At 69.3% G+C, this 22,927-nt stretch carries 14 protein-coding genes; 9 read left to right on the top strand and 5 right to left on the bottom strand.

Annotation, left to right across the window (positions count from 1 at the left end; genetic code table 11):
* The first annotated feature begins 138 nt into the window (after nucleotides 1–138).
* The gene (locus tag SK571_RS06565; protein ID WP_319983116.1) at nucleotides 139–5,472 is read left to right on the top strand and encodes a LamG-like jellyroll fold domain-containing protein; all 5,334 of its coding nucleotides are present in this window, start codon (nucleotides 139–141) and stop codon (nucleotides 5,470–5,472) included.
* 69 nt (nucleotides 5,473–5,541) lie between these two features.
* On the opposite strand, the gene SK571_RS06560 is transcribed toward SK571_RS06565, so the two are convergent.
* The gene (locus SK571_RS06560) at nucleotides 5,542–6,642 is read right to left on the bottom strand and encodes a S1 family peptidase (protein WP_319983115.1); all 1,101 of its coding nucleotides are present in this window, start codon (nucleotides 6,640–6,642) and stop codon (nucleotides 5,542–5,544) included.
* Nucleotides 6,643–7,142: 500 nt separating this feature from the next.
* Here SK571_RS06560 and SK571_RS06555 point away from each other — a divergent pair, with 500 nt between their 5' ends.
* From SK571_RS06555 to SK571_RS06545, 3 genes are all read left to right on the top strand, one after another.
* Nucleotides 7,143–8,849 carry a S8 family peptidase gene (locus SK571_RS06555; RefSeq protein WP_319983114.1) on the top strand — a complete coding sequence of 569 codons (1,707 nt, stop codon included), beginning with the start codon at nucleotides 7,143–7,145 and terminating at the stop codon, nucleotides 8,847–8,849.
* Nucleotides 8,850–9,028: 179 nt separating this feature from the next.
* Nucleotides 9,029–9,271 (top strand): ATP-dependent Clp protease adaptor ClpS, encoded by a 243-nt coding sequence (locus SK571_RS06550; protein ID WP_319983113.1) that lies wholly within the window; start codon nucleotides 9,029–9,031, stop codon nucleotides 9,269–9,271.
* A 1-nt stretch (nucleotide 9,272) separates the two neighbouring features.
* Nucleotides 9,273–9,761: a hypothetical protein gene (locus tag SK571_RS06545; RefSeq protein ID WP_319983112.1), complete on the top strand. Its 489-nt coding sequence runs from the start codon at nucleotides 9,273–9,275 to the stop codon at nucleotides 9,759–9,761.
* On the opposite strand, the gene mshC is transcribed toward SK571_RS06545, so the two are convergent.
* The gene (mshC, locus tag SK571_RS06540; protein ID WP_319983111.1) at nucleotides 9,758–10,996 is read right to left on the bottom strand and encodes a cysteine--1-D-myo-inosityl 2-amino-2-deoxy-alpha-D-glucopyranoside ligase; all 1,239 of its coding nucleotides are present in this window, start codon (nucleotides 10,994–10,996) and stop codon (nucleotides 9,758–9,760) included. The genes SK571_RS06545 and mshC overlap by 4 nt on opposite strands.
* A 161-nt stretch (nucleotides 10,997–11,157) precedes the next feature.
* On the opposite strand from mshC, the gene SK571_RS06535 reads away from it, so the two are divergent.
* The 4 genes from SK571_RS06535 (at nucleotide 11,158) to ctaD (ending at nucleotide 19,039) form a co-directional block, all read left to right on the top strand.
* The gene (locus SK571_RS06535; RefSeq protein ID WP_319983164.1) at nucleotides 11,158–11,940 is read left to right on the top strand and encodes a slipin family protein; all 783 of its coding nucleotides are present in this window, start codon (nucleotides 11,158–11,160) and stop codon (nucleotides 11,938–11,940) included.
* Between the two features lie 66 nt (nucleotides 11,941–12,006).
* Nucleotides 12,007–15,903, top strand: a complete 3,897-nt coding sequence (locus tag SK571_RS06530) for a caspase family protein (RefSeq protein WP_319983110.1) — start codon at nucleotides 12,007–12,009, stop codon at nucleotides 15,901–15,903.
* Nucleotides 15,903–17,228: an esterase/lipase family protein gene (locus SK571_RS06525; RefSeq protein ID WP_319983109.1), complete on the top strand. Its 1,326-nt coding sequence runs from the start codon at nucleotides 15,903–15,905 to the stop codon at nucleotides 17,226–17,228. The genes SK571_RS06530 and SK571_RS06525 overlap by 1 nt, the downstream gene beginning before the upstream one ends.
* Nucleotides 17,229–17,266: 38 nt before the next feature.
* Nucleotides 17,267–19,039, top strand: a complete 1,773-nt coding sequence (ctaD, locus tag SK571_RS06520) for an aa3-type cytochrome oxidase subunit I (RefSeq protein ID WP_319983108.1) — start codon at nucleotides 17,267–17,269, stop codon at nucleotides 19,037–19,039.
* Here the strand turns inward: ctaD and SK571_RS06515 are convergent.
* The gene (locus SK571_RS06515) at nucleotides 19,036–19,848 is read right to left on the bottom strand and encodes an SCO6745 family protein (protein ID WP_319983107.1); all 813 of its coding nucleotides are present in this window, start codon (nucleotides 19,846–19,848) and stop codon (nucleotides 19,036–19,038) included. The genes ctaD and SK571_RS06515 overlap by 4 nt on opposite strands.
* Before the next feature lie 75 nt (nucleotides 19,849–19,923).
* On the opposite strand from SK571_RS06515, the gene SK571_RS06510 reads away from it, so the two are divergent.
* Nucleotides 19,924–20,460 (top strand): DUF4240 domain-containing protein, encoded by a 537-nt coding sequence (locus SK571_RS06510; RefSeq protein ID WP_319983106.1) that lies wholly within the window; start codon nucleotides 19,924–19,926, stop codon nucleotides 20,458–20,460.
* Here the strand turns inward: SK571_RS06510 and SK571_RS06505 are convergent.
* Complete coding sequence (locus SK571_RS06505; RefSeq protein ID WP_319983105.1) at nucleotides 20,448–20,795, bottom strand: hypothetical protein; 348 nt, start codon at nucleotides 20,793–20,795, stop codon at nucleotides 20,448–20,450. The genes SK571_RS06510 and SK571_RS06505 overlap by 13 nt on opposite strands.
* The gene (locus SK571_RS06500; RefSeq protein ID WP_319983104.1) at nucleotides 20,795–22,723 is read right to left on the bottom strand and encodes a vWA domain-containing protein; all 1,929 of its coding nucleotides are present in this window, start codon (nucleotides 22,721–22,723) and stop codon (nucleotides 20,795–20,797) included. The genes SK571_RS06505 and SK571_RS06500 overlap by 1 nt, the downstream gene beginning before the upstream one ends.
* Nucleotides 22,724–22,927 lie beyond the last annotated feature (204 nt).

Below are 22,927 nucleotides of genomic sequence, written 5' to 3'. Positions count from 1 at the left end.
TGCCTGGGGGAAGTTGTGCGTGGTGGATCATTTTGTGCTGCCCTTTTCAGGGCGGTTCGGCATAAAAGACCTGGAATTCGCGTCGCCGCCGCGACGGCGTTGCTGACGGGACTCAGCCTGGCTGTGCCATCAGTCGCTGTGGCGGCTCCCACGGCGCCCGTCACGCCACCCGCCGAGAAGTCGGTGCAGACTCCCGCGGAGTCCAAGGCGCTGGCCGAGGCCCAGCGGACCGGGCAGGCGACCGAGGTGCCCGAACAGCTCACGGAGAACACCACCACGCTGGTGAATCCCAACGGCACCACCACGTTGCGCACTCACGCCCAGCCGGTGCGGGTGAGGCAGGACGGTGCCTGGAAGGGCGTCGACCCCAAGCTGAAGCGCACGCCCGACGGCAGTCTCGTACCGATCGCCGCGGCCACCGGCATGAAGTTCTCCGGCGGGGGCACCACACCGCTGGTGACGCTGGCCGAAGGCGGCAACCAGGTGTCGCTGAGCTGGCCCACCCCGTTGCCCTCCCCCGTCGTCGAGGGTGCGACGGCGACCTACCCGAACGTCTTCCCGGAGGTGGACCTGCAGGTCACCGCCGGTGTGGTCGGGTACTCCGAGGTGCTGGTCGTGAAAACAGCCGAGGCCGCGAAGAACCCGGCGCTCGCCGCGGTGACGTTGCAGGCGACCGCGACCGGCGTGACCCTGGAGACCAACGCCGACGGCGTCCTGAGCGCCAAGAGCGCGGACGGCAAGACGGTGTTCCACGGCTCGACACCGGTGATGTGGGACTCCACTGTGGACCCGAAGGTGGGCGCCAAGCCGAACGCGGTCGACCCCGGCAGCGGCAAGCTGACGAAGCTCGAGGTCGCGACCAAGAAGAAGGGCGCGAGTCCGGCGGCGAGGGCGGCGGCGGCCTCGACCACCGTGGACGTCGAGATCAAGACCGACGTCGAGGACCTGACCGCGTCGGACGTGAAGTATCCCGTCTACATCGACCCGGTGATGTCGCGTTACTCCGAGGCGTGGGCCGAGGTGACCGACAACGGTTGGTACTACTGGAACGCCAACATGTTCGCGCAGGTCGGCTACTGCAGTGGCTGGACCGGGTGCGGAGGCTCGTGGCGGGCGCGGTCGTTCTTCAAGTTCAACGTCGACGCCTTGAAGTCACGTGGCGGTCGCTCAGCCGCGTTGTTCGACGCCTACTTCTACGCCAACCAGGTGCACGGCACGCAGTGCGGCACGGCGCACCCGGTCGCGCTGTACCAGGTCAACTCGTTCGACTCGGGCACCCGCTGGCCGGGCCCGTGGGGCTTCGAACGCGCCAGGGAGTCCTCCGACGCCGGTGACCAGTGCGGTGGTGCGCGCGACGTGCGGTTCAACATCATCGAAAGCGCGCGCAACATGGTCGAGTGGAACAGCGACACGTTCCACTTCGGACTGATCTCGCCGGACGAGAACAACGCCTACCAGTGGAAGAAGTTCGCGAACAACCCGCACCTGGACGTGACGTTCTCGTTCCCGCCCGGCCGCGCCACCAACACCGGCGTCTCGAACGCCGTGACGTGCAACGGAAAGCTCGTCACGCCGGACGCGCACCCGACCCTGTACGCCACGTCGTACGACAACAACAACCCGCCGCTGAACGTCGCCCTGTGGTACGAGGTCTGGAACTCCACCGGCACCAAGCTGCACGCGAAGTCCACGACCGGCACGGTGATCGCGTCCGGCAGCACCGGTGCCTGGCCCGTCGACACGAACCTCGCGAACGGCGACTGGGCCTACCGGGTCGCCACGGAGAACCGCTATCCCGGCGATTCCGGACGCAACGTCTGGAACGGCAGCTGGTCGGACTGGACCTGGTTCACGACCAGGGGCGTGCCGATCACGGCGGTGCCCATGATCTCCAGTGAGGACTACCCGAAGGACGACTGGGGCCGGCCGCAGGACATGCCGGGCACCTTCACCTTCAACGCGGGCAACGCCCAGAACATCGTCGGCTTCTCCTACACGTTCAACGGTGCGGGCACCGAGCGCACACCCACCACGAACGAATGCGACTACAACAAGGTCTTCGGCAACGACGGCGGCTGGGTCGCGAACGACAACGGCAGCGCGACCATCACCGTGCCGAACACCCTGTCCCCCGGCTTCCACACCGTGCACGTGCGCAGCTTCGACGACGCGCACAAGCTCTCGCCGGAGTCGCAGGCCTACACCTTCTACGTGGCGCCGACCTACGTGCCGGCCGCGCAGAAGGAACGCATCGAGGACGACCTGCTCTTCACCGACACCGCCGACGTCGTCGACTTCCAGCGGGTCAGCGGTGCCGAGTACAGCGGCGGGACGGCTCTGCACATGCAGCCGCGCGACGGCACGAAGCTGACCGTCACCACCACGTTCCGGGTGCGGGCCGAAGGCGACTACGAGCTGACGCTCGGCCTGCTCGGCGGGACGGCCCAGCACGGCAGGATCACGTACCTGGTCGACGGCAGGCAGGCCGGCCGGGTGTCCGAGAGCTGGACGCCCGCGTCCGCCACCACCACCGTGACCCGGCAGGCGCTCGGTGGCGTCCACCTGACCGCCGGTGACCACACGCTGACGCTGAAGGCGGAGAAGAACCCCGCGTCGACGGACTCGCGGGCAAGGACCGGGTTCGACTACCTGGAGCTCACACCGACGGTGAAGCTCGACGCCGAGCTGATGCCCCAGCTGGAGGCAACGCGCGCGCTCGGCGTCATGCCCGACTGCTGCAGCGCGAAGTGGCACGGCGGCGGCCAGCTCCGGTTCGAGGGCGACTCCACAGGCCAGTACTTCAGCCTGCAGATCACCACGCCGATCGAGGCCGACTACGCGATCTCCGCCGGGCTGACCAAGGCGTTCCACTACGGCAAGTACACGGTCAGTGTGGACGGCGCGCCGCTCGGCCAGACCGACACCAGGCCGATCGACGCCTACGACCCCAACGTCGTGCAGGTGCGCCAGCCGCTCGGCGGCGTGCACCTCACCAAGGGCACCCACAAGGTCACGTTCAGGGCTGTCGGCACGAACGACGCGTCGACCGACCTGCGCTACCGGCTCGGCGTCGACTACCTGACCGTGCAACCGATCAACAACGTCACCACCGCGAGCTTCGGTGACGCGATGAACAACCGGGGCATCGCGGACGACGGCATCGCCGGCGCGGAGTTCGACCTCTCCAACGGCGGCCTGTCCGCGCAGACGCTGGCCGCGGCCGGCCTCGCGCCCGGCCAGAGCGCGGTCATCGGTGGCGCGAAGTTCACCATGCCCACCCGCAACGCGGCGGGCTACGACAACGTGATCGCGATCGGCCAGACCATCCCGTTCGCGCCGGAACAGCGGGTGAAGGCGAACGCCGTCGGCCTGCTCGTGGCGTCGACGTGCGGTGAGATCCCGGCGATTCCCGGCACGGTCACCTACGCCGACGGCACGGTCTCGACGCCGACGGTGCCCAAGGTGATCGACTGGGCAGTCCCGCACCCGGAGCGTTCGGGCATCACGCTGCCGTACCGACTGCTCGGGGCGACCAAGGACCACGTCTGGCGCCCGACGCTCTACCCGGTCTTCCTCCCGGTCGACCCGAACAAGACGCTGAAGAGCATCACCCTCCCCAACTACGGCACGAACCCGCTGCCGCGCGCCTGCCAGCAGGCTTTGCACGTGCTGTCGATGGCGCCGCGGATGACCGAGCCAGGCTGGGTGGGTGCGTGGTCCGCGCCCGCCGACGCCCCGATCGGCACGGTCTCGTTGCAGGACAAGACGGTGCGCACGATCGTGACCCCGTCGGTGACGGGCACCTCGGTCCGGGTGAGGCTCTCCAACGCCGGTGTCACCAAGCCGGTGACCATCGGTGCGGTGAGCATCGCCGCCGGTTCCGGCACCGACGCCTCGACCGGTGCGCCGACCGCGCTGAAGTTCGGCGGCAGCACGTCCGTCACTCTGCCCGCCAACGGTGAGGTGCTCTCCGACCCGGTGCCGTCACCGGCCGGCGGTACGTACGTCGTGAGCCTGCACCTGCCGGTCGCACCCGAGCACGTGCCGGCGCACGAGGGCATCAAGTCGTACGTGGCGTCCGGCAACCAGACGGCCGACTCGTCGGGAACGCCGTTCACCACGACGTTGCCGGGCACGTACTACCTGTCCCGCGTGGACGTGCAGACCGGTGACAGCACGAAGGGCACCGTGGCCGTGGTGGGCGACCAGCTCAGCGCGAGCATGCCCGGGGTCTCCACCTGGACCGACCTGATGCCGTCCAAGCTCTCCGCCGCCGGTGTGGAGTTGCCGGGTGGCCTGGTGAACGACAGCCGCCAGGGCATCGCGGACCGTTCGCGCTGGAGGTTGAACGACGGCTCCGGCACCACGGCGCGGGACGCCTCGGGGCGCATGCCGCTGACCGCGAGCGGCGGTGTGGCGTGGAACTCCGAGCAGAACGGCGCGGCGGTGTTCACCAACGGCCTGCTCGCCGGCAGCGGTCCGGTGCTCAACAGCAGCCGCAGCTACAGCGTGTCGGCCTGGGTGAAGCTCAGGAACACCGGCCGCACGCAGGTGATCGTGTCGCAGAGCGGCGCCAACAACGTCAGCTTCGCGCTGGCGTACCTGGAGGACGTCAAGAGCTTCGCGTTCATCACGTCCTCCGAGGACAAGGCTCCCGCAGCGGCTGTGCCCGCGGCGTGGAGCGGCAGCGCGTCCCCGGTGAACACGTGGACGCACCTTCTGGGCACCTTCGACTCGGCCACGGGCGCGATGCGGCTGTACGTCAACGGCCAGTACGCGGGCGCCGAGGTGAACCTCACGCCGTGGAACGGCACGGGCCCGGTCACCATCGGCGGGGTGAAGCGCACCGGCGGTGCCGTCGGCGACCACTTCGACGGCTCGGTGTCCGACGTCCGGCTGCACCAGCACGCGCTGTCCGAGCGGGATGCCGCGCTCGTGCACGCGGAGCCGCACAACCGCCCTTACGGCGCCTACTCCAACGTCAGCGGTGTGAGCGCCGGCAATCTCGGGGTGGCCATGGAACGCTCGACGATGAGCGCGCCCGGCCTGCGCACGGTGATCGTCGCGACCGGTGCCCCCGACCTGCTGGCTGGTGTCCCGGCGAGCGTCATCGCCTCGAACCTCACCGCTGCGTTGAAGGCGAACAGCCCGGTGGGGGCGAAGCGCTCGTTCCGGCCGGACGGCACGCCGTTGCACGTGATCCTGACGACCGTGCCGCCGCTGAACCTCAGCCCGTCCGACCCGCGTGAGCAGCAGCGCCGGGATCTCAACAGCAAGATCCTGTCGAGCTGGGTGGACTTCGGCGCGGACGACGTCGTCGACTTCGACGCGGCGGTGCGCTCGTCCTCGGACGCGAGCCAGATCGACGGTCAGTACATGTCCAACGGCGCGATCAACGCGAAGTTCCACGACCGGCTGGCCACCACGATGGCCGAAGCCTGCGCGGACTTCCCGCCTCGCGCGGAACTCTGACGCTAGGAAGACGGGAGGCGGCCTCACCCTTTCGGGGGAGGCCGCCTCCTTTTTTGTCACCGGGAGTGATCAGCCCGTGGTGAGCGTCAGGCCGTAGGTCTGGAGGATCTCGTTGACCGGCTGGTAGTAGGTCGTGCCGCCGCTGGTGCAGTTGCCGGAGCCACCCGAGGTGACGCCCTGCGCCTGCGTGCCGCTGACCCACGAGCCACCCGAGTCACCGGGCTCCGCGCACACGTTCGTGCGCGTGAGGCCGCTGACCGAGCCCTCCTGGTAGTTCACGGTCTGGCTCTTGGCCTGGACCTCGCCGCAGTGCCAGCCCGTGGTCGAGCCGGAACGGCAGATCGAGGCGCCGACCGCGGACTCGGTGTTGCCGGAGACGATCACGTCCGCGCCACCGTAGTGGTTGACCTTGGGCGTGGACGTCCACGACGAGTTGGTCCTGACGAACGCGTAGTCGTTGCCCGGGAAGGACGACTTCTCGAACTCGCCCATCGCCGTCTTGTCGACGCCGGTCACCGTGTCACCGGGCGAACCGCAGTGCCCGGCGGTGACGAAGCCGCCCGCGACCGCGAAGCCGACGGAGCAGCGTCCGGCGTTGTTGATGTAGTAGGCGTCGCCACCGCGGGTGTCCTTGAACAGCCGCGGCGCCTCGTCGGTCTCGACGACCTTCGCGACCGAGCCCGCCTTCTCCACCAGCGCCTGTGCCGCCTGGGCCTGACCGCGCTTGACGGTGATCGTGACCGCGTTGGCCTTCGTGTCGACGTACCAGCCGGTGACCTCGGCCGGGGCCTGCGAGGCGTCCAGCTTCGCCTTGGCCGCGTCGAGGTCGCTCGCCTTGTGCGCGACCGTGCGGGGCTCCGCGCCGAGCTTGCGGAGCCTGTCGGTCTTGGCCGCGTCGGTCACGCCCACGACGAGCTTGCCGATGGACGCGTCGAACCACGCGCCGCCGTAGCTCTCGCCGGCGAACCCTTCCGCGACCCGCTGCAGGACCGCGGCCGCGCTCTCCTGACGCAGCCTCTCCGCCGCCTGCGTGGCGTCCAGCCCCAGGTCGCGCTGCATCGCGGCGAGCAGGTCAGCTGACGGTTGCGGCGCGGCGACGGCGACAGGGGAGACCGTCGTCGCGAGTGCACCCGCCAGCACGGCCACAGCCGCGACAGCCATGCGCTTCATAGGCAGTTCTCCTTGATCTTCGGTTTTGTGCAGGGCCGGTGTAACGCCGGACCGGGCAACCGCGATGAGGAGATCAGCTGTGCTGCAACACAGCGCGCACGACACCGGATGAATGGCGTCCCCAGGCGGCGAACTGCCCGATCAGTTCGTTCCTCCGTCTGGGCGACGCTACTTCGGCATGTCTACCGGCCGGTAGGGTCGATCGAGGGGTGGACCTCGCGGCGTTCGGGTTGGTATAGGGAAACCAAATGCGTTCTCTCAGCCTATTTCCGTGACGCAGAGCGACCATTCGCTTTGACACGCAAAGGCAAATCTGTCAACAGTTCGCAACCGCTGGCGTATCCCTCTGACCTGCGGTTTAGGGCTAGCGTGCTGGACACCCTGTTCCCTGCACGAGGGAGAACCCTGCCATGCGAAGAGTCTTGGGTGCGGGACTCACAGCCGCTGCCGCCATGTGTTTGGCCGCCGCTGTGGTTCCGGCCGCATCAGCTCAAGAAAACGTGGGGACGATTCTCGGCGCCGACCGCGCCGATGTCGTGAAGGACAGCTACATCGTCTCGCTGAAGGCCGATTCGGCGTCGAGGGCCGCCGCACCGGGCTTGGCGAGCAAGTACGGCGGCCAGGTCGGTCAGGTCTGGCAGCACGCGCTCAACGGCTTCTCGGTGAAGATGACGGCCAAGCAGGCCGCCCGTCTCGCCGCGGACCCGAAGGTCGCGTACGTCCAGCAGGACGCCGAGGTGCACGCGCTCGACGTCCAGCAGAACCCGCCGTCGTGGGGTCTGGACCGCGTCGACCAGCGAGACCTGCCGCTGAGCAACAGCTACCAGTACGACACCACGGCGTCCAACGTGACGGCGTACGTCATCGACACCGGTGTGCGCACGACGCACTCCACGTTCGGTGGCCGTGCGACGTGGGGCACCAACACCTCCGGTGACGGCAACAACAGCGACTGCAACGGCCACGGCACGCACGTCGCCGGCACCATCGCGGGCTCGCAGTACGGCCTCGCGAAGGCCGCCAAGATCGTCGCCGTCAAGGTGCTGACCTGCGGCGGTTCCGGCACGACCGCCGGTGTCGTCGGCGGTATCGACTGGGTGACGGCGAACGCGGTCAAGCCCGCTGTCGCCAACATGTCGCTCGGCGGCGGCGCCGACGCCACCCTGGACGCGGCCGTGCGCCGTTCCATCGCGGCCGGCATCACCTACGCCATCGCGTCCGGCAACTCGAACACCGACGCCTGCAGCACCTCGCCGGCACGCGTCGCCGAGGCGATCACGGTCAACTCCTCGACGAACACCGACGCGCGTTCGTCGTTCTCCAACTACGGTTCCTGCACGGACATCTACGCTCCGGGCTCGAACATCGTGTCGGCGTGGAACACCAACGACACCTCCACGAACAACATCTCCGGCACGTCGATGGCCACCCCGCACGTCGCGGGCGCGGCAGCCCTGTGGCTCGCCACGCACCCCACCGACTCCCCCGCCGCCGTGTGGAACGGCATCAACGCCGCCTCCACGCCCAACAAGATCACCAACGTCGGCGCCAACACGCCGAACAAGCTGCTGTACTCGCTCTTCGGTGGCGGACAGCCGGGCGACCCGTCCGTGACGAACCCCGGCACGCAGAACTCCACCGTCGGCACGCCGGCCTCGCTGCAGCTCGCGGCCTCGGGCGGCACCGCGCCGTACACGTGGTCCGTCTCCGGCCTCCCGGCCGGTCTGTCGGCGAACGCCTCCGGCGCGATCTCCGGCACCCCGACCACGGCGGGCACCTACTCGGTGACCGCGACGGTGACCGACGCGGCGAACAAGACCGGCTCGGCCACGTTCTCCTGGGTCGTCAGCGCGGTCGGCGGCAGCTGTGACGCCCGCACCAACTCCACCCCGGTCGCGATTCCGGACCAGGCCACGGTGACCAGCACGATCGTCGTCTCCGGCTGCGCGGGCAACGCGTCGGCCACCTCGTCGATCAAGGTCTCGATCACGCACACCTACAAGGGCGACCTCGTGGTGGACCTGGTCGCGCCCGACGGCACCGTCGTCAACCTGCACAACCGGTCCGGCGGCTCGGCCGACAACATCAACGAGACCTACACCAAGAACCTCTCCGGTGAGGCTGCCAACGGCACCTGGACGCTGCGCGTGCGTGACGCGGCGTTCCTGGACAGCGGCACGTTGAACAACTGGACGCTCGACGTCTGAGCCTCTCCTCGCTGAACGAACCGCCCCCGGTGCTTCCGCCTCGGGGGCGGTTCCACGTCCAGGCCCCGAACCACTGCCGCAGGTCGTCCCCGCCGAGGCTCAGGTCGAGCAACTCCAGCACCGCGACTGCTGCCAGGACTCCGTCACGAGTCCATTGTGGCGTGTCGCATACTCTGCCGGTGAATCCTGGGGAGACATGGCAGGTCGTCGTGCACAACGACGACCACAACGTGTTCGCGGTCGTTCATCACCTGCTGCGCAAGGTGTGTGGTGCGAGCGATGCGGTCGCGAGGGAGAAGACCACAGAGATCCACCAGGGCGGGCGTGCGGTGGTCGGCGAGTACGAGAGCCGCGACGAGGCCGAGACGATCGCGCTGGACCTGATCAGGTTCGGCCTGCACACGACGTTCGGGGAGGCGTGAGGTGGAGGAGTCCGGCTTCGTCGTGGTCTCGATGGGCGACGGCCTGCTCGTTCGCGCGTCGGACGCGTTCGTCGCGTCCGCGTTGCCGGTGCTGGCCGAGCTGCTCGACCTGCTCGAGGACGGCGTGGTGCCGCGGGAGCGCAGGAGGCGGTTCTGGCGTGCTCCCACCGCCGAAGCCCTGATGCGTCAGATGTTCCCCGACGCGTCCAGGTCCACTGCCGAGGCGGACGCCTTCTGGGAACGTCACCGGGACGTGCTGACCGACCCCGAGCCCGCGTGGCGCGTGCGGAAGAGGTGCGCGGAGCCCACTCCGTGGTTGCTCGGGTTCGACGAGGTCGACGACTGGCTCACCACGTTCGCGCAGCTGCGAGGGCTGCACCTGACGTGGACTCGCGCGACCACGGCCAGTGCCGTGGACTTCAGCGGTGTGCAGCAGGCGCTGGTGACGGCCCTCGAACCGAGGACCGCCACCGGATGGCCTGCCGGTTAGAGGTCCACGCCCAGAAGCGCGTCCACCGCGTCACGGATCTGCGACGGCCCGTGCCTGTCCGACCCGCCATGCGCCAACGCCTCGTCGGCCCACGCGTCGATCGCGGCCAGCGCGCGAGGCGTGTCGAGGTCGTTGCCCAGGTGGTCGCGCAGCCTCGTCACGGTGTCCACAGCGGACGGTCCGGTGTCGAGGTCCGTGGCGCGGCGCCACTTGTCCACCCTGGCCAGTGCGTCGTCCAGCAGCGACTGGGTCCACGGGCGGTCGGCGCGGTAGTGGCCCGCCAGCAGCGCGAGGCGGACGGCGTTCGGGTCGACCTTCTGCGAACGCAGCTTCGAGACGAAGACCAGGTTGCCGCGCGACTTCGACATCTTCTCGCCGTCGAGGCCGATCATGCCCGCGTGCACGTAGTGGCGGGCGAACGGGTGCTGGCCGGTCTGGGCCTCGGCGTGGGCCGCGGAGTACTCGTGGTGCGGGAAGATCAGGTCGGAGCCGCCGCCCTGGACGTCGAAGCCGGCGCCGAGGCGGTTGTGGGCGATGGCGCTGCACTCGATGTGCCAGCCGGGGCGGCCCTCGCCCAGTTCGGACGGCCACGCGGGCTCGCCAGGGCGCTTCATGCGCCACAGCAGGGCGTCGAGCGGGTGGCGCTTGCCCGGGCGGTCCGGGTCGCCGCCTCGTTCGGCGAACAGCCGGAGCATCTCCTCGGAGGAGTAGTTCGACTCGTAGCCGAAACGGCCCGTGGCGTTGTGCGAGAAGTAGATGTCCGGGTACTCGGAGTCGTCCGCGCGGTAGGCGTGGCCGTCGGCGAGCAGCTTCGCGACCACCTCGACGATCTCGGGGACCGCCTCGACGACGCCCACGTAGTCCTGCGGCGGCAGGACGCGCAGCGCCTCCATGTCCTCGCGGAACAGGGCGGTCTCGCGCATCGCGAGCACCTCCCAGTCGTCCTTGTCCCGCAGCGCCCGCTCCAGCAGCGGGTCGTCGACGTCGGTGACGTTCTGGACGTAGTGCACGTTGTGCCCGTTGTCGAGCCACACGCGGTGCACGAGGTCGAACGCCAGATAGGTGGCGGCGTGGCCTAGGTGAGTCGCGTCGTACGGCGTGATCCCGCAGACGTACAACCTGGCGGTGTCTCCTGGAGCCGTCGGACGCACTTCGCCCGTAGCCGTGTCGAACAGCCGGAGCGGGCGGGGGTCCCCCGGAACCCGTGGCACAGGAATCGATGACCAGGTCTGCATGTGTCCGACACTAACGCGTGCCACCGGGTGGAGCGTGATTTGCGGGTGTTGGGACGACCACGCCCTCTGGGCCCGCCCCTGTCTTGAGCTGCTGAAAATTGTCGGACCAGGCGTACCGTTGCAGATCAAGGGCATTCGCCGGTGAAAGGCGGGGTCTCATGATCTTCTTGGAAATCCTCGGCGGGCTGGTCGTGCTCGGCGGCCTCGGTCTCGCCATGAGCGCCAAAGTGATCAAGCAGTACGAACAGGGCCTGGTGTTCCGGTTCGGCAAGCTCCGGCAGGGCGTGCGCGGGCCGGGGCTGACGATGCTGGTCCCGGGGGTCGACCAGCTCCGGAAGGTCAACCTGCAGATCGTCACGCTGCCCGTGCCGGCTCAGGACGGCATCACGCGCGACAACGTCACCGTGCGCGTGGACGCCGTCGTGTACTTCAAGGTCCAGGATCCGGCGAAGGCCGTCATCAACGTCGAGGACTACCGGTTCGCGATGCTGCAGGTGGCGCAGACGTCGTTGCGGTCGATCATCGGCAAGAGCGAGCTCGACGACCTGCTGTCCAACCGCGAGCGCCTCAACCAGGGCCTGGAGCTGATGATCGACACCCCCGCGCTGCAGTGGGGCATCGACATCGACCGCGTCGAGATCAAGGACGTGGCCCTGCCGGAGAGCATGAAGCGCTCGATGTCGCGGCAGGCCGAGGCCGAACGGGAGCGGCGCGCCCGCATCATCACCGCGGACGGCGAGCTGCAGGCGTCCAAGAAGCTCTCCGAGGCCGCCGGGACCATGGAGGCCACGCCCGGCGCGCTCCAGCTGCGGCTGCTGCAGACCATCGTGGAGGTGGCGGCGGAGAAGAACTCGACGCTGGTGCTGCCGTTCCCGGTGGAGCTCCTGAGGTTCCTGGAGAAGAACACGAACCTGGAGCTGCCGAAGGATTCGCGGGAGCAGTAGCCCATGTGAGTTACCCCGAGTAACGAGCACTCCCCCGGAACGACGTGTGGACAGGGGGTAGTGGCAATGCAGGAGAGGGTCAGAGGCAGGTTCGTCGGCATCGGCGTCGGCTCCTACGAGCTGGTGCAGCCGCTGCAGCACGCCGTCAGCGACGTGCGGGAGCTGCGCGCGCTGCTCAACGGCTACGAGGGCGACCCGCTGGCCGATCCGACCGAGGCCGAGATCCGCGCGCACATGAAGGCGCTGCGCCAGCAGCCCCAGGACGGCGGCGCGCTGGTGGCGTTGTGGAGCGGGCACGCGATCCCCGTCGCGGGCAACCTCAGGCTCCTGGCCAGGGACAACGACGGTGTGGTCGACGGCGTCATGCTGCACGAGTTCGCGCTGTGGTGCGCCGCGTCGGGCGCCCATCAGGTGCTCATCATCGTCGACGCCTGCTACTCGGGCGCCCAGCTCGACGAGGCCGTCCGCACGGTCGCCGCCGTCCAGGAGGAGCTGCTGGCCGGGCAGGTGCACTGGGCGGGCGTGCTGGTGTCCTGTTCGAGCGTCGAAACGGCCCGTGACGGCCTGTTCGGCGGGAAGCTCCGCAAGCTGCTGCGCGCAGGTCCCACGGCCGATGAGGACGCGCGACGGTGGAGCGACCGCATCGCGTTGATCGACGGTGGCGCGGTCGGCACGGCGTTGCTGAACGCGTGGGACAGCGACGTCCAACGGCCGCGCTTCATGCAGTACGGGTCCGCACAGCCGATGCTGCCCAATCCTCTCTACGCCGCGAACACGGTCGTGAAGCACCTTCTGCTGGCGGCACGTGGTGGTGACTCCGCGTCCGGCCGTTCGTGGTTCACCGGCCGCACCGCCCAGGTCGACAAGGTCGTGAGCTGGGTGAAGTCCGGGGTGGCCGGCCTGCGGGTGGTCACCGGCTCGCCGGGCACCGGCAAGTCCGCGGTCGTCGGCCGAGTCGTCAGCCTGTCCAACCCGGCCGAGCGCGACCTGCTGCTGACCGCCGGGCCGTCGTTCCGGCACGCCGACCCCGGTCCCGGCTCGGTCGACGCGGCCGTGCACGCCCGCGCGATGGACGCCGACCGCGTGGCCGACCTGCTCAGCCGCCAGCTCGTCGCCGCCGGCCTGGTCCCCGCCCCCGACGGCCCGCGCCGGGGCGCCGCCGAACTGGTGGGTGTGGTCAGCGCGCTGCCCTCGCCGCCGGTGCTGGTGGTCGACGGCCTGGACGAGGCGCGCGGTGAGTCGTTCTCGATCGCCACCTCACTGCTGACCAAGCTCGCGAGCTGCGCGGTGGTGATCGTCTCGACGCGACAGGCGCAGCGGGTCGCGGGTGGTGCTCCGCTGCTGACCGAGCTGTCACCGGTCGAGGTGCTGAACCTGGACGACACCGACAGCGAGGCCGACGTCCGCGAGTACGTCGTGGCACGGCTGGGCCCGGGCGCGGCACAGTCCACAGTGGACGAACTGGCGAAGCTGCCGTTCCTGACGGCGTGGATGATCACCGACCAGGTGCTGGCCGACGGTGGCGCCGATCTGAAGCTCTCGCTGGACGCGGCGTTCGACCGTGAGCTCTCGAAGGTGCCCTCGGCCCGTGCGCTGCTGACGGCGCTGACGTGGAGCTACGGCGCGGGATTCCCCGAAGCCGAGTGGAGGGCTGTCGCGCAGGCGTTGTCCGGCGAGGAGTTCACCCGTGACGACATCACCGCCGTGCTCACCGAACTGGGCCGTCACGTCGTGCAGGACGGTGAGGAAGGCACGGCGGTCTTCAAGCTGACGCACCAGACGTTCGCCGACCACCTGCGGCCGCCGTTCGCGCCGAGCCGGGACGAGGTGTTCGCGCCGGACGCGGAGAAGGTGGCCTGCGCGCTGATCGAACTGTACCGGCAGCGGATGGACGCCGGCGTCCCGCCGAACGTGCCGGGCTACCTGTGGAAGTACGCGTGGCGGCACTGCGGGCACGCGGGCACACGGGCGTTGGACGGGTTGCGCGCGCTCGCGCAGATGAACCGGATGTTGTTGCCGGACATCGCACTCGCGGCCACGACGGCGGCGAACGAGCTGATGCACTGGGGTCGCGGCGACGAGGCCATCCCGCCTCTCGAAGAAGCCGCCGAGCACTTCCGCGCGTTGGTGCCGACGCTGCGGATGTACTTGGCGGACTTGGCTTTCGTGCTGAACAAGCTGGGACGCCGGTTCCGTGAGGCCGGTCGCCTGCAGCAGGCCGTGGCGCCCGCCGAAGAGGCCGCCGTGCGGTACCGCGAGCTGGTGGCGTCGACTCCGACGACGGCGGAAAGCCTCACGCACAAACGGCTTGCGCAACGCATCGCGAAGACGACCACGCACGGCGGCGACAACCCGACGTACGCGGCGCACCTCAGTGGCGCACTGGTGGACCTGAGCGAGGTCTACGCGATGCTGGGGCGGCGGAAGGAGGCGCTGTCCACGGCTCGTGACGCTGTCGCGGCCGTGGAGACCGACGCACCGCTTGCGCGCGCGATCAAGTGTCTCGCCGCACGGTGCAGCGACTCGGGTCTGCGCTACGAGGCGATGCAACGGTCGAAGCAGGCCGTCGAGCTGTACTACTCGCTCGCGCAGACGAACCCGGTGTTCCTCGCGGACCTGGTGAGTGCGCTGGTGGAACTGAGCCGCGACCACCTGGCGCTGGGCAGGCTGTCCGACGCCGCGAGCATGACGCAGCAGGCCGCGGACATCAGCGGCACGCTCGGCCGGCACGCCGCGTTCCGTCCCCAGCTCGCCGCCGCCGCGCTCAGCCTGAGCGTCGCGTACAGCATGGTCGACCGCGCGGACGCGGCCCTGAACGCAGCCAGGCAGGCCGCCGACCTCGCCGACGGCCTGCCCGTGCACGGCCAGGCGCTGCACAACCTGATGCGCCGCCAGCGCGACGCGGACAAGCCCCGCGACGCGCTGGTCACCGGCCTGCGGACGGTCGAGGTGTGCCTGCTGCCGGAGAACACCGACCGGCTGTCGACGCTGGCGGCGGCGTTGTTCACGCTCGACACGCTCTGCGCGGGGCTGAAGCAGCCCGAGATCGTCGACGAGACCTGGGAACGGGTGACCGCTCGGTTCACCGGCCCCCACCTCGCCACGCTGCTGATGCTGCGGGCGGCAGCCACGAAAGCCGGTGACCCGGCGGCGGCGAAGTGGCTGTGCCAGGCGCTCACGCACGTCGGCCAGTCGCGGCAGGCGCTCCACGACGTGCACGACATCGCCCGCCGCCACTACGACTCCGGTCCGTGGCCGTGGGACACCACGCCGGACTGGCTGTCGGTCGACCGGACGCTGCTGCGGACCGCCCGGTCGTGGGTGTTCGCGCGGTCGTACCTGGAGGAGCGCGACGTCCTGCTCCGCCACCCCGAGTTGTTGTCCACGGACGCGGACGTAGCCGTCACGGAGGCGCTGTACGGGACGAGCCTGATCGAGGCGCAGGTCATCCAGGCGCGCCGGGTGACCGCGCAGCAGCAGGGCGTCGTGCTCGCTTATCGGCCGTGGCTGCTCGCGAGTCTCGCGGACGAGTTCGTGGACGCCACACCCGCACGCCGGCGCGAGCTGCTCGCCATGCGCCGCGAGGAGTTGCTGGACAAGGAAGTGCTGAAGAACGTCCGCGACAACCGGCCTGTGCACGCGTTGCTGCTGCTGGCGGACGAGGACGCCGATGTGCTCGACCTCGTGCTGGACGCCGTGGAAGACCCTGCGCGCGTGACCGACGTCCTGCGCGGGCTCGCGGCTCATGCGTCGCCTCAAGCACTCACCCAGGCCGTGACGGCGTTGGAGCCGCACGCGTTGGCGGCGCTGTACAAGGTGGTCGCGCGCGCTCGGGCAGGTGACTCGCGGCTGGCGTTGCCCGCGCACGGTCAGCGGCTGGCGTGGATCCACGAGCTGACCTATCTGGTGCCCGCCAACTTCGCGTTGCTCTCGCTCATCCGCAAGCTCGCTGAGGAGTCCTGATGACCGATCTGGTGGTGGTCCTGCCCGGAATTCTCGGCAGCACGCTGCGCAACGAGGACGGCATGGTCTGGGAGGTGTCGGGCAAGGCCGCGTTGCGCGCGGTGCTGACGCTCGGCCGCAGCCTGAAGAAGCTCAAGCTCCCGGAGGGCATCGGCGACGAGCACCCCGGCGACGGTGTCGAGCCCGTGGGGCTGATGGCGGACCTGCACGTCATCCCGGGCATCTGGACGCCGCTGAAGGGCTACGACCGGGTGACCAGGCGGATGAACTCGCTCGGCTACACCGTGGAGAAGGGCACCCTGCTGCTCTTCGCCTACGACTGGCGGCTGTCGAACCGCTACAACGGCGCGTTGCTGGCCCGGCGGGTGGACGAGGCGCTGGACCGGATCGGACCCGATGCCAAGGTCAGCTTCGTCTGCCACTCGATGGGCGGGCTGGTCGCGCGGTGGTGCATCGAGCAGTGCGGGATGGCCGAGCGGACCGCGAAGCTGATCACGATGGGCACGCCGTACCGCGGGGCGGCCGCCGCACTGGACCAGCTGGTCAACGGCGTGCGCAAGGAGCTCGGGCCGCTGGCGATCGACCTGACGGAGTTCGCGCGGTCGATGCCGTCGCTGCACCAGCTGCTGCCCGAGTACGCGTGCATCGAGTCCGCCAATGGCCTCCTCAAGACCACCGAGGTGTCGTTGCCCGAGCTCGACACGAAGATGGTCACGGACGCGATGGCGTTCCACGGTTCGTTGACCGACTCGTTCGCCGATCGGACGTACGCGATCCTCGGCGGTAAGCAGCCGACGGCCACCACTGCTCGTATCGCTGACGGCAAAGTCACCTGTTATCGGACGTACGAGGGCGACGAGCTGTACGGGGACTCGACCGTGCCGATGCTCGGTGCCGCACGCCGTGGCCTGGCGTTGGACTCGAACACGCTGCACCGCGTGACGGAGCAGCACACGTCGTTGCAGGACAACGCCGCCGTACTGGACGCCGTGGAGTCGTTCCTGACCGCGAAGCCCATCGTCCCGCGCAACGTGACCTCGACCGAGCCGCAGGTCAGCGTGCCGGACCTGGCGCTGGCCGGGGAGGACGTGGAGGTCACCGTCGAGCTGAAGGACACGCCGGCACGGGCGCTGAAGGTGGCGTTGCTCGACGAGAACGGCAAACAGGTCGAATCGCGCAGTCCGGCCATCTCCGAGAGGATGTCGATCAGATTCGGTGAATTGGCCCCCGGCGCCTACTACGTGCAGGTCAGCGGCATTTCAGTGGGCGCGCCGGTGGTCCCGGTGACCAGTGCGGTGCTCGTCGTGGATTGCCCCCCGGTCTGACCGGGAGGACGATTCACTCCTGGCACGGAGGAGGCGCGATGACCACGATCAAGCCAACGCCCGTAGTCCCCCATCCCGGGGCGGCGCGCGCACGGCCGAAAGGCTCGTACTTCCTCCAGCTGTTCAAGACGACGGATCCCAAGCAGATCGGGATCATGTACCTCACCACGTCGTTCGCGTTCTTCATGATCGGCGGCGTGATGGCGCTGCTGATGCGCGGCGAGCTGGCGCGGCCGGGGCTGCAGTTCCTGTCGAACGAGCAGTACAACCAGCTGTTCACCATGCACGGCACGATCATGCTGCTGCTGTACGCGACGCCGATCCTGTTCGGGTTCGCGAACTTCATCCTGCCGCTGCAGATCGGCTCGCCGGACGTCGCGTTCCCGCGCCTGAACGCCTTCTCGTACTGGCTGTTCCTGTTCGGCGGCACCACCGTCGTCGCGGGCTTCGTGACACCGGGCGGCGCGGCGGACTTCGGCTGGTTCGCCTACACGCCGTTGTCGTCTGCGGTGCACTCGCCGGGTGTCGGCGCCGATCTGTGGATCATGGGTCTGGCGGTGTCCGGTCTGGGCACGATCCTCGGCGCGGTCAACATGATCACCACCGTGGTGTGCCTGCGGGCGCCGGGCATGACGATGTTCCGGATGCCGGTGTTCACCTGGAACATCCTCGTGACGGCCGTGCTGATCCTGCTGGCGTTCCCGATCCTCACGGCCGCTTTGATGGGCCTGGCGGCGGACCGGCACCTCGGGGCGCACGTGTTCGACCCGGCCAACGGTGGCGTGATCCTGTGGCAGCACCTGTTCTGGTTCTTCGGCCATCCCGAGGTGTACATCGTCGCGTTGCCGTTCTTCGGGATCGTGACGGAGATCTTCCCCGTGTTCAGCCGCAAACCGTTGTTCGGCTACAAGGGCCTGGTGTTCGCGACTCTCGCGATCGCGATGCTGTCCGTGGCCGTGTGGGCGCACCACATGTACGCGACGGGTGCGGTGCTGCTGCCGTTCTTCGCGCTGATGACGTTCCTGATCGCGGTGCCGACGGGCATCAAGTTCTTCAACTGGATCGGCACGATGTGGAAAGGGCAGCTGACGTTCGAGACGCCGATGCTGTTCTCGATCGGCTTCCTCGTGACGTTCCTCTTCGGTGGCCTGACGGGCATCCTGCTGGCCTCACCGGCCGTCGACTTCCACGTGTCCGACACGTACTTCGTGGTGGCGCACTTCCACTACGTGCTGTTCGGCACGATCGTGTTCGCCACGTACGCGGGCATCTACTTCTGGTTCCCGAAGATGACCGGCCGGATGCTCAACGAGCCGCTGGGCAAGCTGCACTTCTGGACGACGTTCTTCGGCTTCCACGGCACGTTCCTCGTGCAGCACTGGCTGGGCAACGAGGGCATGCCGCGCCGCTACGCCGACTACCTGCCCTCCGACGGCTTCACGTACCTCAACACGTTCTCCACGATCGGCGCGTTCCTGCTCGGCGCGTCCGTACTCCCGTTCGTGTGGAACGTCTTCCGTTCCTACCGCTACGGCGACCCGGCCCCGCAGGACGACCCGTGGGGCTTCGGCAACTCGCTGGAGTGGGCCACGTCCTCGCCCCCGCCGCGGCACAACTTCACGGAGCTGCCGCGGATCCGCTCGGAGCGTCCGGCGTTCGAGCTGCACTACCCGCACATGGTGGAGCGGATGCGCGACGAGGCGCACTTCTCGCTGACCCATCCCGGCAAGCACCGGGCGGGCAAGGACGAGGTCACCGAGAAGGCGCTCGCGTCGACGGATCGGGACGGCACCGACACGGACACCGACTAGCGGCGGCCGGGGACCATCCCTGCTTCGAGGACGGCCTTGCTCAGCGGCGAGGCCAGCTCGACGAACCGCTGCTTCTCCTGGTCGGACAGGACGTCGTAGGCCGGCGCGGCCATCTGGTCCGTGTCGGCCTCGATGCCGTCCCGCAGCTCGCGCCCCTTCTCGGTGAGCAGCTGGTCTTCGCCGACGAGGCCGCGCTTCTGCAGGTCCTCCAGCGTCGCCGCCCACTGCTCCTCGGACCACGCACGCGTCTTGCGCAGCGCATCGGCAGGAAGTTCCCCCGTCGCTACGTGCAGCACGAGCGCCTCGATGCCGGTGACGTTGTGCCTGAGCAGGGCCGCGAGGTGCCCGTCGCCGCGGAACTCGCGCAGCAGCGTCTGGGCGTGGAACAGCTGCAGGCGGGGCTCGTCCGGCCACGGCAGGGCGGCGTGCGCGGCGAACAACGTGCGGCCGTGCGGCATCTCCTTGGACCGCTCGGCCGCCCGCTTCGCCAGCTCCGTGAGCTCCTTGAGGTCGTCGGGCAGCACCTTGGCCAACGCCTCGTCCGCCGCCTCCCAGCGCAGTTCCAGCATGCGCTCCGGCGAGACCTTCTCCCACGCCTGCGGAATGCGCGCCCGCACGATCGCGGGGTTGAAGTTGTAGAACGTCGCGATCACGACCTCGGCCCCGACCGCCCCCAGCGCCGCCGCCCGTGACGCGAAGTACCCGCCGGCCCGGTCGAGCCCGACGCTCGCGTACCGGGAGTCCGCCTCGGGGGCGAAGTAGATCATTCCGTGCACGGCCTCGAGCGAGCGAAACAGAGTCCTGATCATGTCTACAACCTAGAACGTCGCGGCTCGTAAGTCAGGCGCCAAAAATTGTCAGACCCCTCTGTCAAGCTCCAGGACGTGGATCCGAAGACCTTCTGGAAGCTCATCGCCGATGCCAGGGCGAGCGTCACCGACCCGTCCGACGGCGACGCCGTGGCGGCCGCGGCCACCACCCTGCTCGCCGACCGGCCGCCCGCCGAGATCGTCGCGACCCAGCAGGTCCTGTGGGAACTGCTGACCGCCTCGTACCAGAACCCGCTGTGGGCGGCGGCCTACGTGATCAACGGCGGCTGCTCGGACGACGGCTTCGACTACTTCCGCGGCTGGCTGGTGACCCAGGGCGAGGAGGTCTACACGACCGCCCTCGCCGACCCGGACTCGCTGGCGGCCTTACCCGCGGTCGTGGCCGCCGCCGAGTCCGGCATGGAGTTCGACTGCCAGGAGGCCCTGTCGATCGCGTGGAACGCCCACCTCAAGGCCACCGGCATGCAGCTGCCGCAGGACGCCTTCAGGATCCGCTACCCCGACCTCGACCCCGACTGGGACTTCGACTTCGACGACAGCGCGGAAATGGCCACCCGCCTCCCCCGCCTGGCCGCGCTCTACGACCTCTGAGCGACGAGCACGCCGAACGCCACGTGGTCCAGCCACTGCGGAACTCGTGGCAGAGCGCGGATCTGCGTGTTGCGGCGTCCGACGACCTCCAGGTCGAGGGCGGCGATCAGCAGCCCTGCCAAGGCTCCCGCCACGGCACCCCGCACTCGAAGCCGCGTCAGCACGACGGTCCAGAACGCCGACACGGCGAGATGCACCACCACGCCCTCACGCACCCCACCGCCGACCAACGACCCGGCAGCCCTGGTGGCGCGCAACACGTCGTCGCCCGCCATCAGGGCGTGCACGGTGGACGGCACGCCGCTCAGCACGACCGCGAGGAGGTACCGACGCATCACCGCCGCCGACGCCGCGACCTCAGGTAGTCGCTGACCACCGCGGCCCCGAGACCTTCCTCGTCGGCCGACACCACCCGGCCACCACCACGCCGGGCCACGATGTCGACGAAAGCCGCCAGCCGCGGGTCGTCACCGAGCTTGAACACCGAGATCGTCGCCCCGAGCCGGGCCAGCGCGTCGACCTCGTTCAAGGTCTTGGTCAGCGTCCGGGGCAGCGGCGGGTAGTTGAACTCCGCGTCGCCCTCGGGTTCGAGGTGCGCGGTGGGTTCGCCGTCGGTCACGACCAGCACCACGGGTTGCGCATCGGGATGGCGACGGACGTGGCGCCCGGCCAGCAACAAGGCGTGGTGCAGGTTCGTGCCCTGCTCCCACACGCCTTCCAACGCCGTCAGCTGTCCGATGTCCACTGCCTCGGCATAACGCCCGAACGTCACCAACTGCAGGGCATCCGTCCGGAAACGGGTGCGCACGAGGTGATACAACGCCAGGGCCGTGCGTTTCATCGGTACCCAACGGCCGTCCTGCACCATCGACCAGGAGGTGTCCACGCACAACGCGACAGCCGCACGGGTGCGGTGTTCGGTCTCGGACACTTCGAGGTCCACGACGTCCAGCGACAACTTGCCGGAGCGCAGCACGGAGTTGCGCAGGGTTCGTGGCACGTCCCAGGGTTCGGTGTCGCCGAACTGCCACGGACGGGTGGAGCCGATCAGTTCGCCCGCGGCGCCGGCCGAGGTGGTCTCGCGTGAGCCCTGCGACGAGCGCAGCTGGTCGACCACGCCGCGCAGGGCCGTCTCGCCGAGGCGCCGCAACGCTTTGGGCGTCAGCTTCAGCGAACCGTCGGGGGCGCGTTCCACGATGTTCTGCGAGCGCAGCGCCTTTTCCAGTTCCGCGAGGCGGCGCGCGTCGACGGAGGCCGACTCGCCCAGCTGGCGTTCCAGCGCCTCCAGGTCGATGTCCTCCAGACGGGCGCCCGGATACGACTGGGAGAGCTGCTCGGCCAGGGCGTCGAGCTCGGCGAGGTCCGCCATCGCCTGCGCGCCCTCGCCCAGGCCCAGCGGGTCCTGGCCGCGGAAGCGGGCGGACGACGTCCAGTCCTCGCCCGGCCGCAGCTGCTGCAGCAGGGAGTCCAGAGTGGACAGCTGGGAGCCGATGCCGCCGAAAGCCTGCTGGGACAGCGCGGACAGTTCGGCGCGCTGGGCGTCGGTCATCGAGTTCATCATGCGTTGCGCGGCGGCCGAGCGGGCGGCCAGGGCGTCGATGAGCTCGTCGACGTTGCGGGGCTTCTCCGGGAAGAACTCGCCGTGCTTGCGCATGAAGTCGTCGAACAGGCGCGGCGTGTCCGGCGAGCCCGACGCGTGCGCCTCCAGCAGCGAGTTGAGGTCCCGCAACATGCGCTGGATCCGGCGCACGTCCTCGGTGTCCACGTTGGACAGTGCTTCCTTCATGCCCTGGAAACGCTGGTCCAGCAGTTCGCGGCCGAGCAGGTCGCGGATCTGTTCGAACGCCTCGCGCGCCTCGGCGGAACGCCAGTCGTAGGAGGAGAGCTCCTGGACGGCCGCGGCGGTGCCCGGCGGCAGGGCGTCGAGCTGGGCCTCGCGGAAGCGCGCGTCGTCGGACGGGTCCGGGAACAGCGTGCGGCGCTCGGCTTCGACCGCCTTGTCGAGCAGCTGCTTGACCTCGGTCAGCGTGCCGTCGAGGCGGTGCCGACGCTGGATCGACGCACGGCGCTGCCACAGGCGCGAGGTCAGGTCGTCGAGGCCGCGGGTGCCGTCGACGCCGCGGCGCAGCAGCTCACGCAGGGCGGACGCCGGTGAGGCGCCCTCCATGACCTCGCGGCCGAGCTCGTCCACGGCCGCGCGGAGGTCGACCGGGGGCGCCAGCGGATCGGCGCCGCCGCCCCAGCGTCCGTAGCGATATCTCATCGGTTCGCCTCCGTTGAGGAATCAGGCGATCGACCCGGGCAACCGCCCACCGTGCCGCAGAGGGCATGCGGTCCGGGTGATTTTGGGAGATGCCGGGTGACCGGCCTACCGCCAGGCCGGCGGAAAGTCAGGTCGGTGGAGCTTGTGCAAGACCGTGGGCGGCACACCGTCCCTTCGCTGGTGACCCAAGGCGGCGATGGGCCG

Source organism: Lentzea kristufekii, from assembly GCF_033949925.1.
Classification (GTDB): domain Bacteria; phylum Actinomycetota; class Actinomycetes; order Mycobacteriales; family Pseudonocardiaceae; genus Lentzea; species Lentzea kristufekii.
This window is presented reverse-complemented; position numbering and strand designations above follow the sequence as displayed.

What these genes read in the sequence shown, in the direction of transcription:
- SK571_RS06560 (WP_319983115.1), bottom strand. Translation starts at nt 6,642, where the DNA reads ATGAAGCGCATGGCTGTCGCGGCTGTGGCCGTGCTGGCGGGTGCACTC.
- mshC (WP_319983111.1), bottom strand. Translation starts at nt 10,996, where the DNA reads ATGCAGACCTGGTCATCGATTCCTGTGCCACGGGTTCCGGGGGACCCC.
- SK571_RS06530 (WP_319983110.1), top strand. Translation starts at nt 12,007, where the DNA reads ATGCAGGAGAGGGTCAGAGGCAGGTTCGTCGGCATCGGCGTCGGCTCC.
- SK571_RS06525 (WP_319983109.1), top strand. Translation starts at nt 15,903, where the DNA reads ATGACCGATCTGGTGGTGGTCCTGCCCGGAATTCTCGGCAGCACGCTG.
- ctaD (WP_319983108.1), top strand. Translation starts at nt 17,267, where the DNA reads ATGACCACGATCAAGCCAACGCCCGTAGTCCCCCATCCCGGGGCGGCG.
- SK571_RS06515 (WP_319983107.1), bottom strand. Translation starts at nt 19,848, where the DNA reads ATGATCAGGACTCTGTTTCGCTCGCTCGAGGCCGTGCACGGAATGATC.
- SK571_RS06505 (WP_319983105.1), bottom strand. Translation starts at nt 20,795, where the DNA reads ATGCGTCGGTACCTCCTCGCGGTCGTGCTGAGCGGCGTGCCGTCCACC.
- SK571_RS06500 (WP_319983104.1), bottom strand. Translation starts at nt 22,723, where the DNA reads ATGAGATATCGCTACGGACGCTGGGGCGGCGGCGCCGATCCGCTGGCG.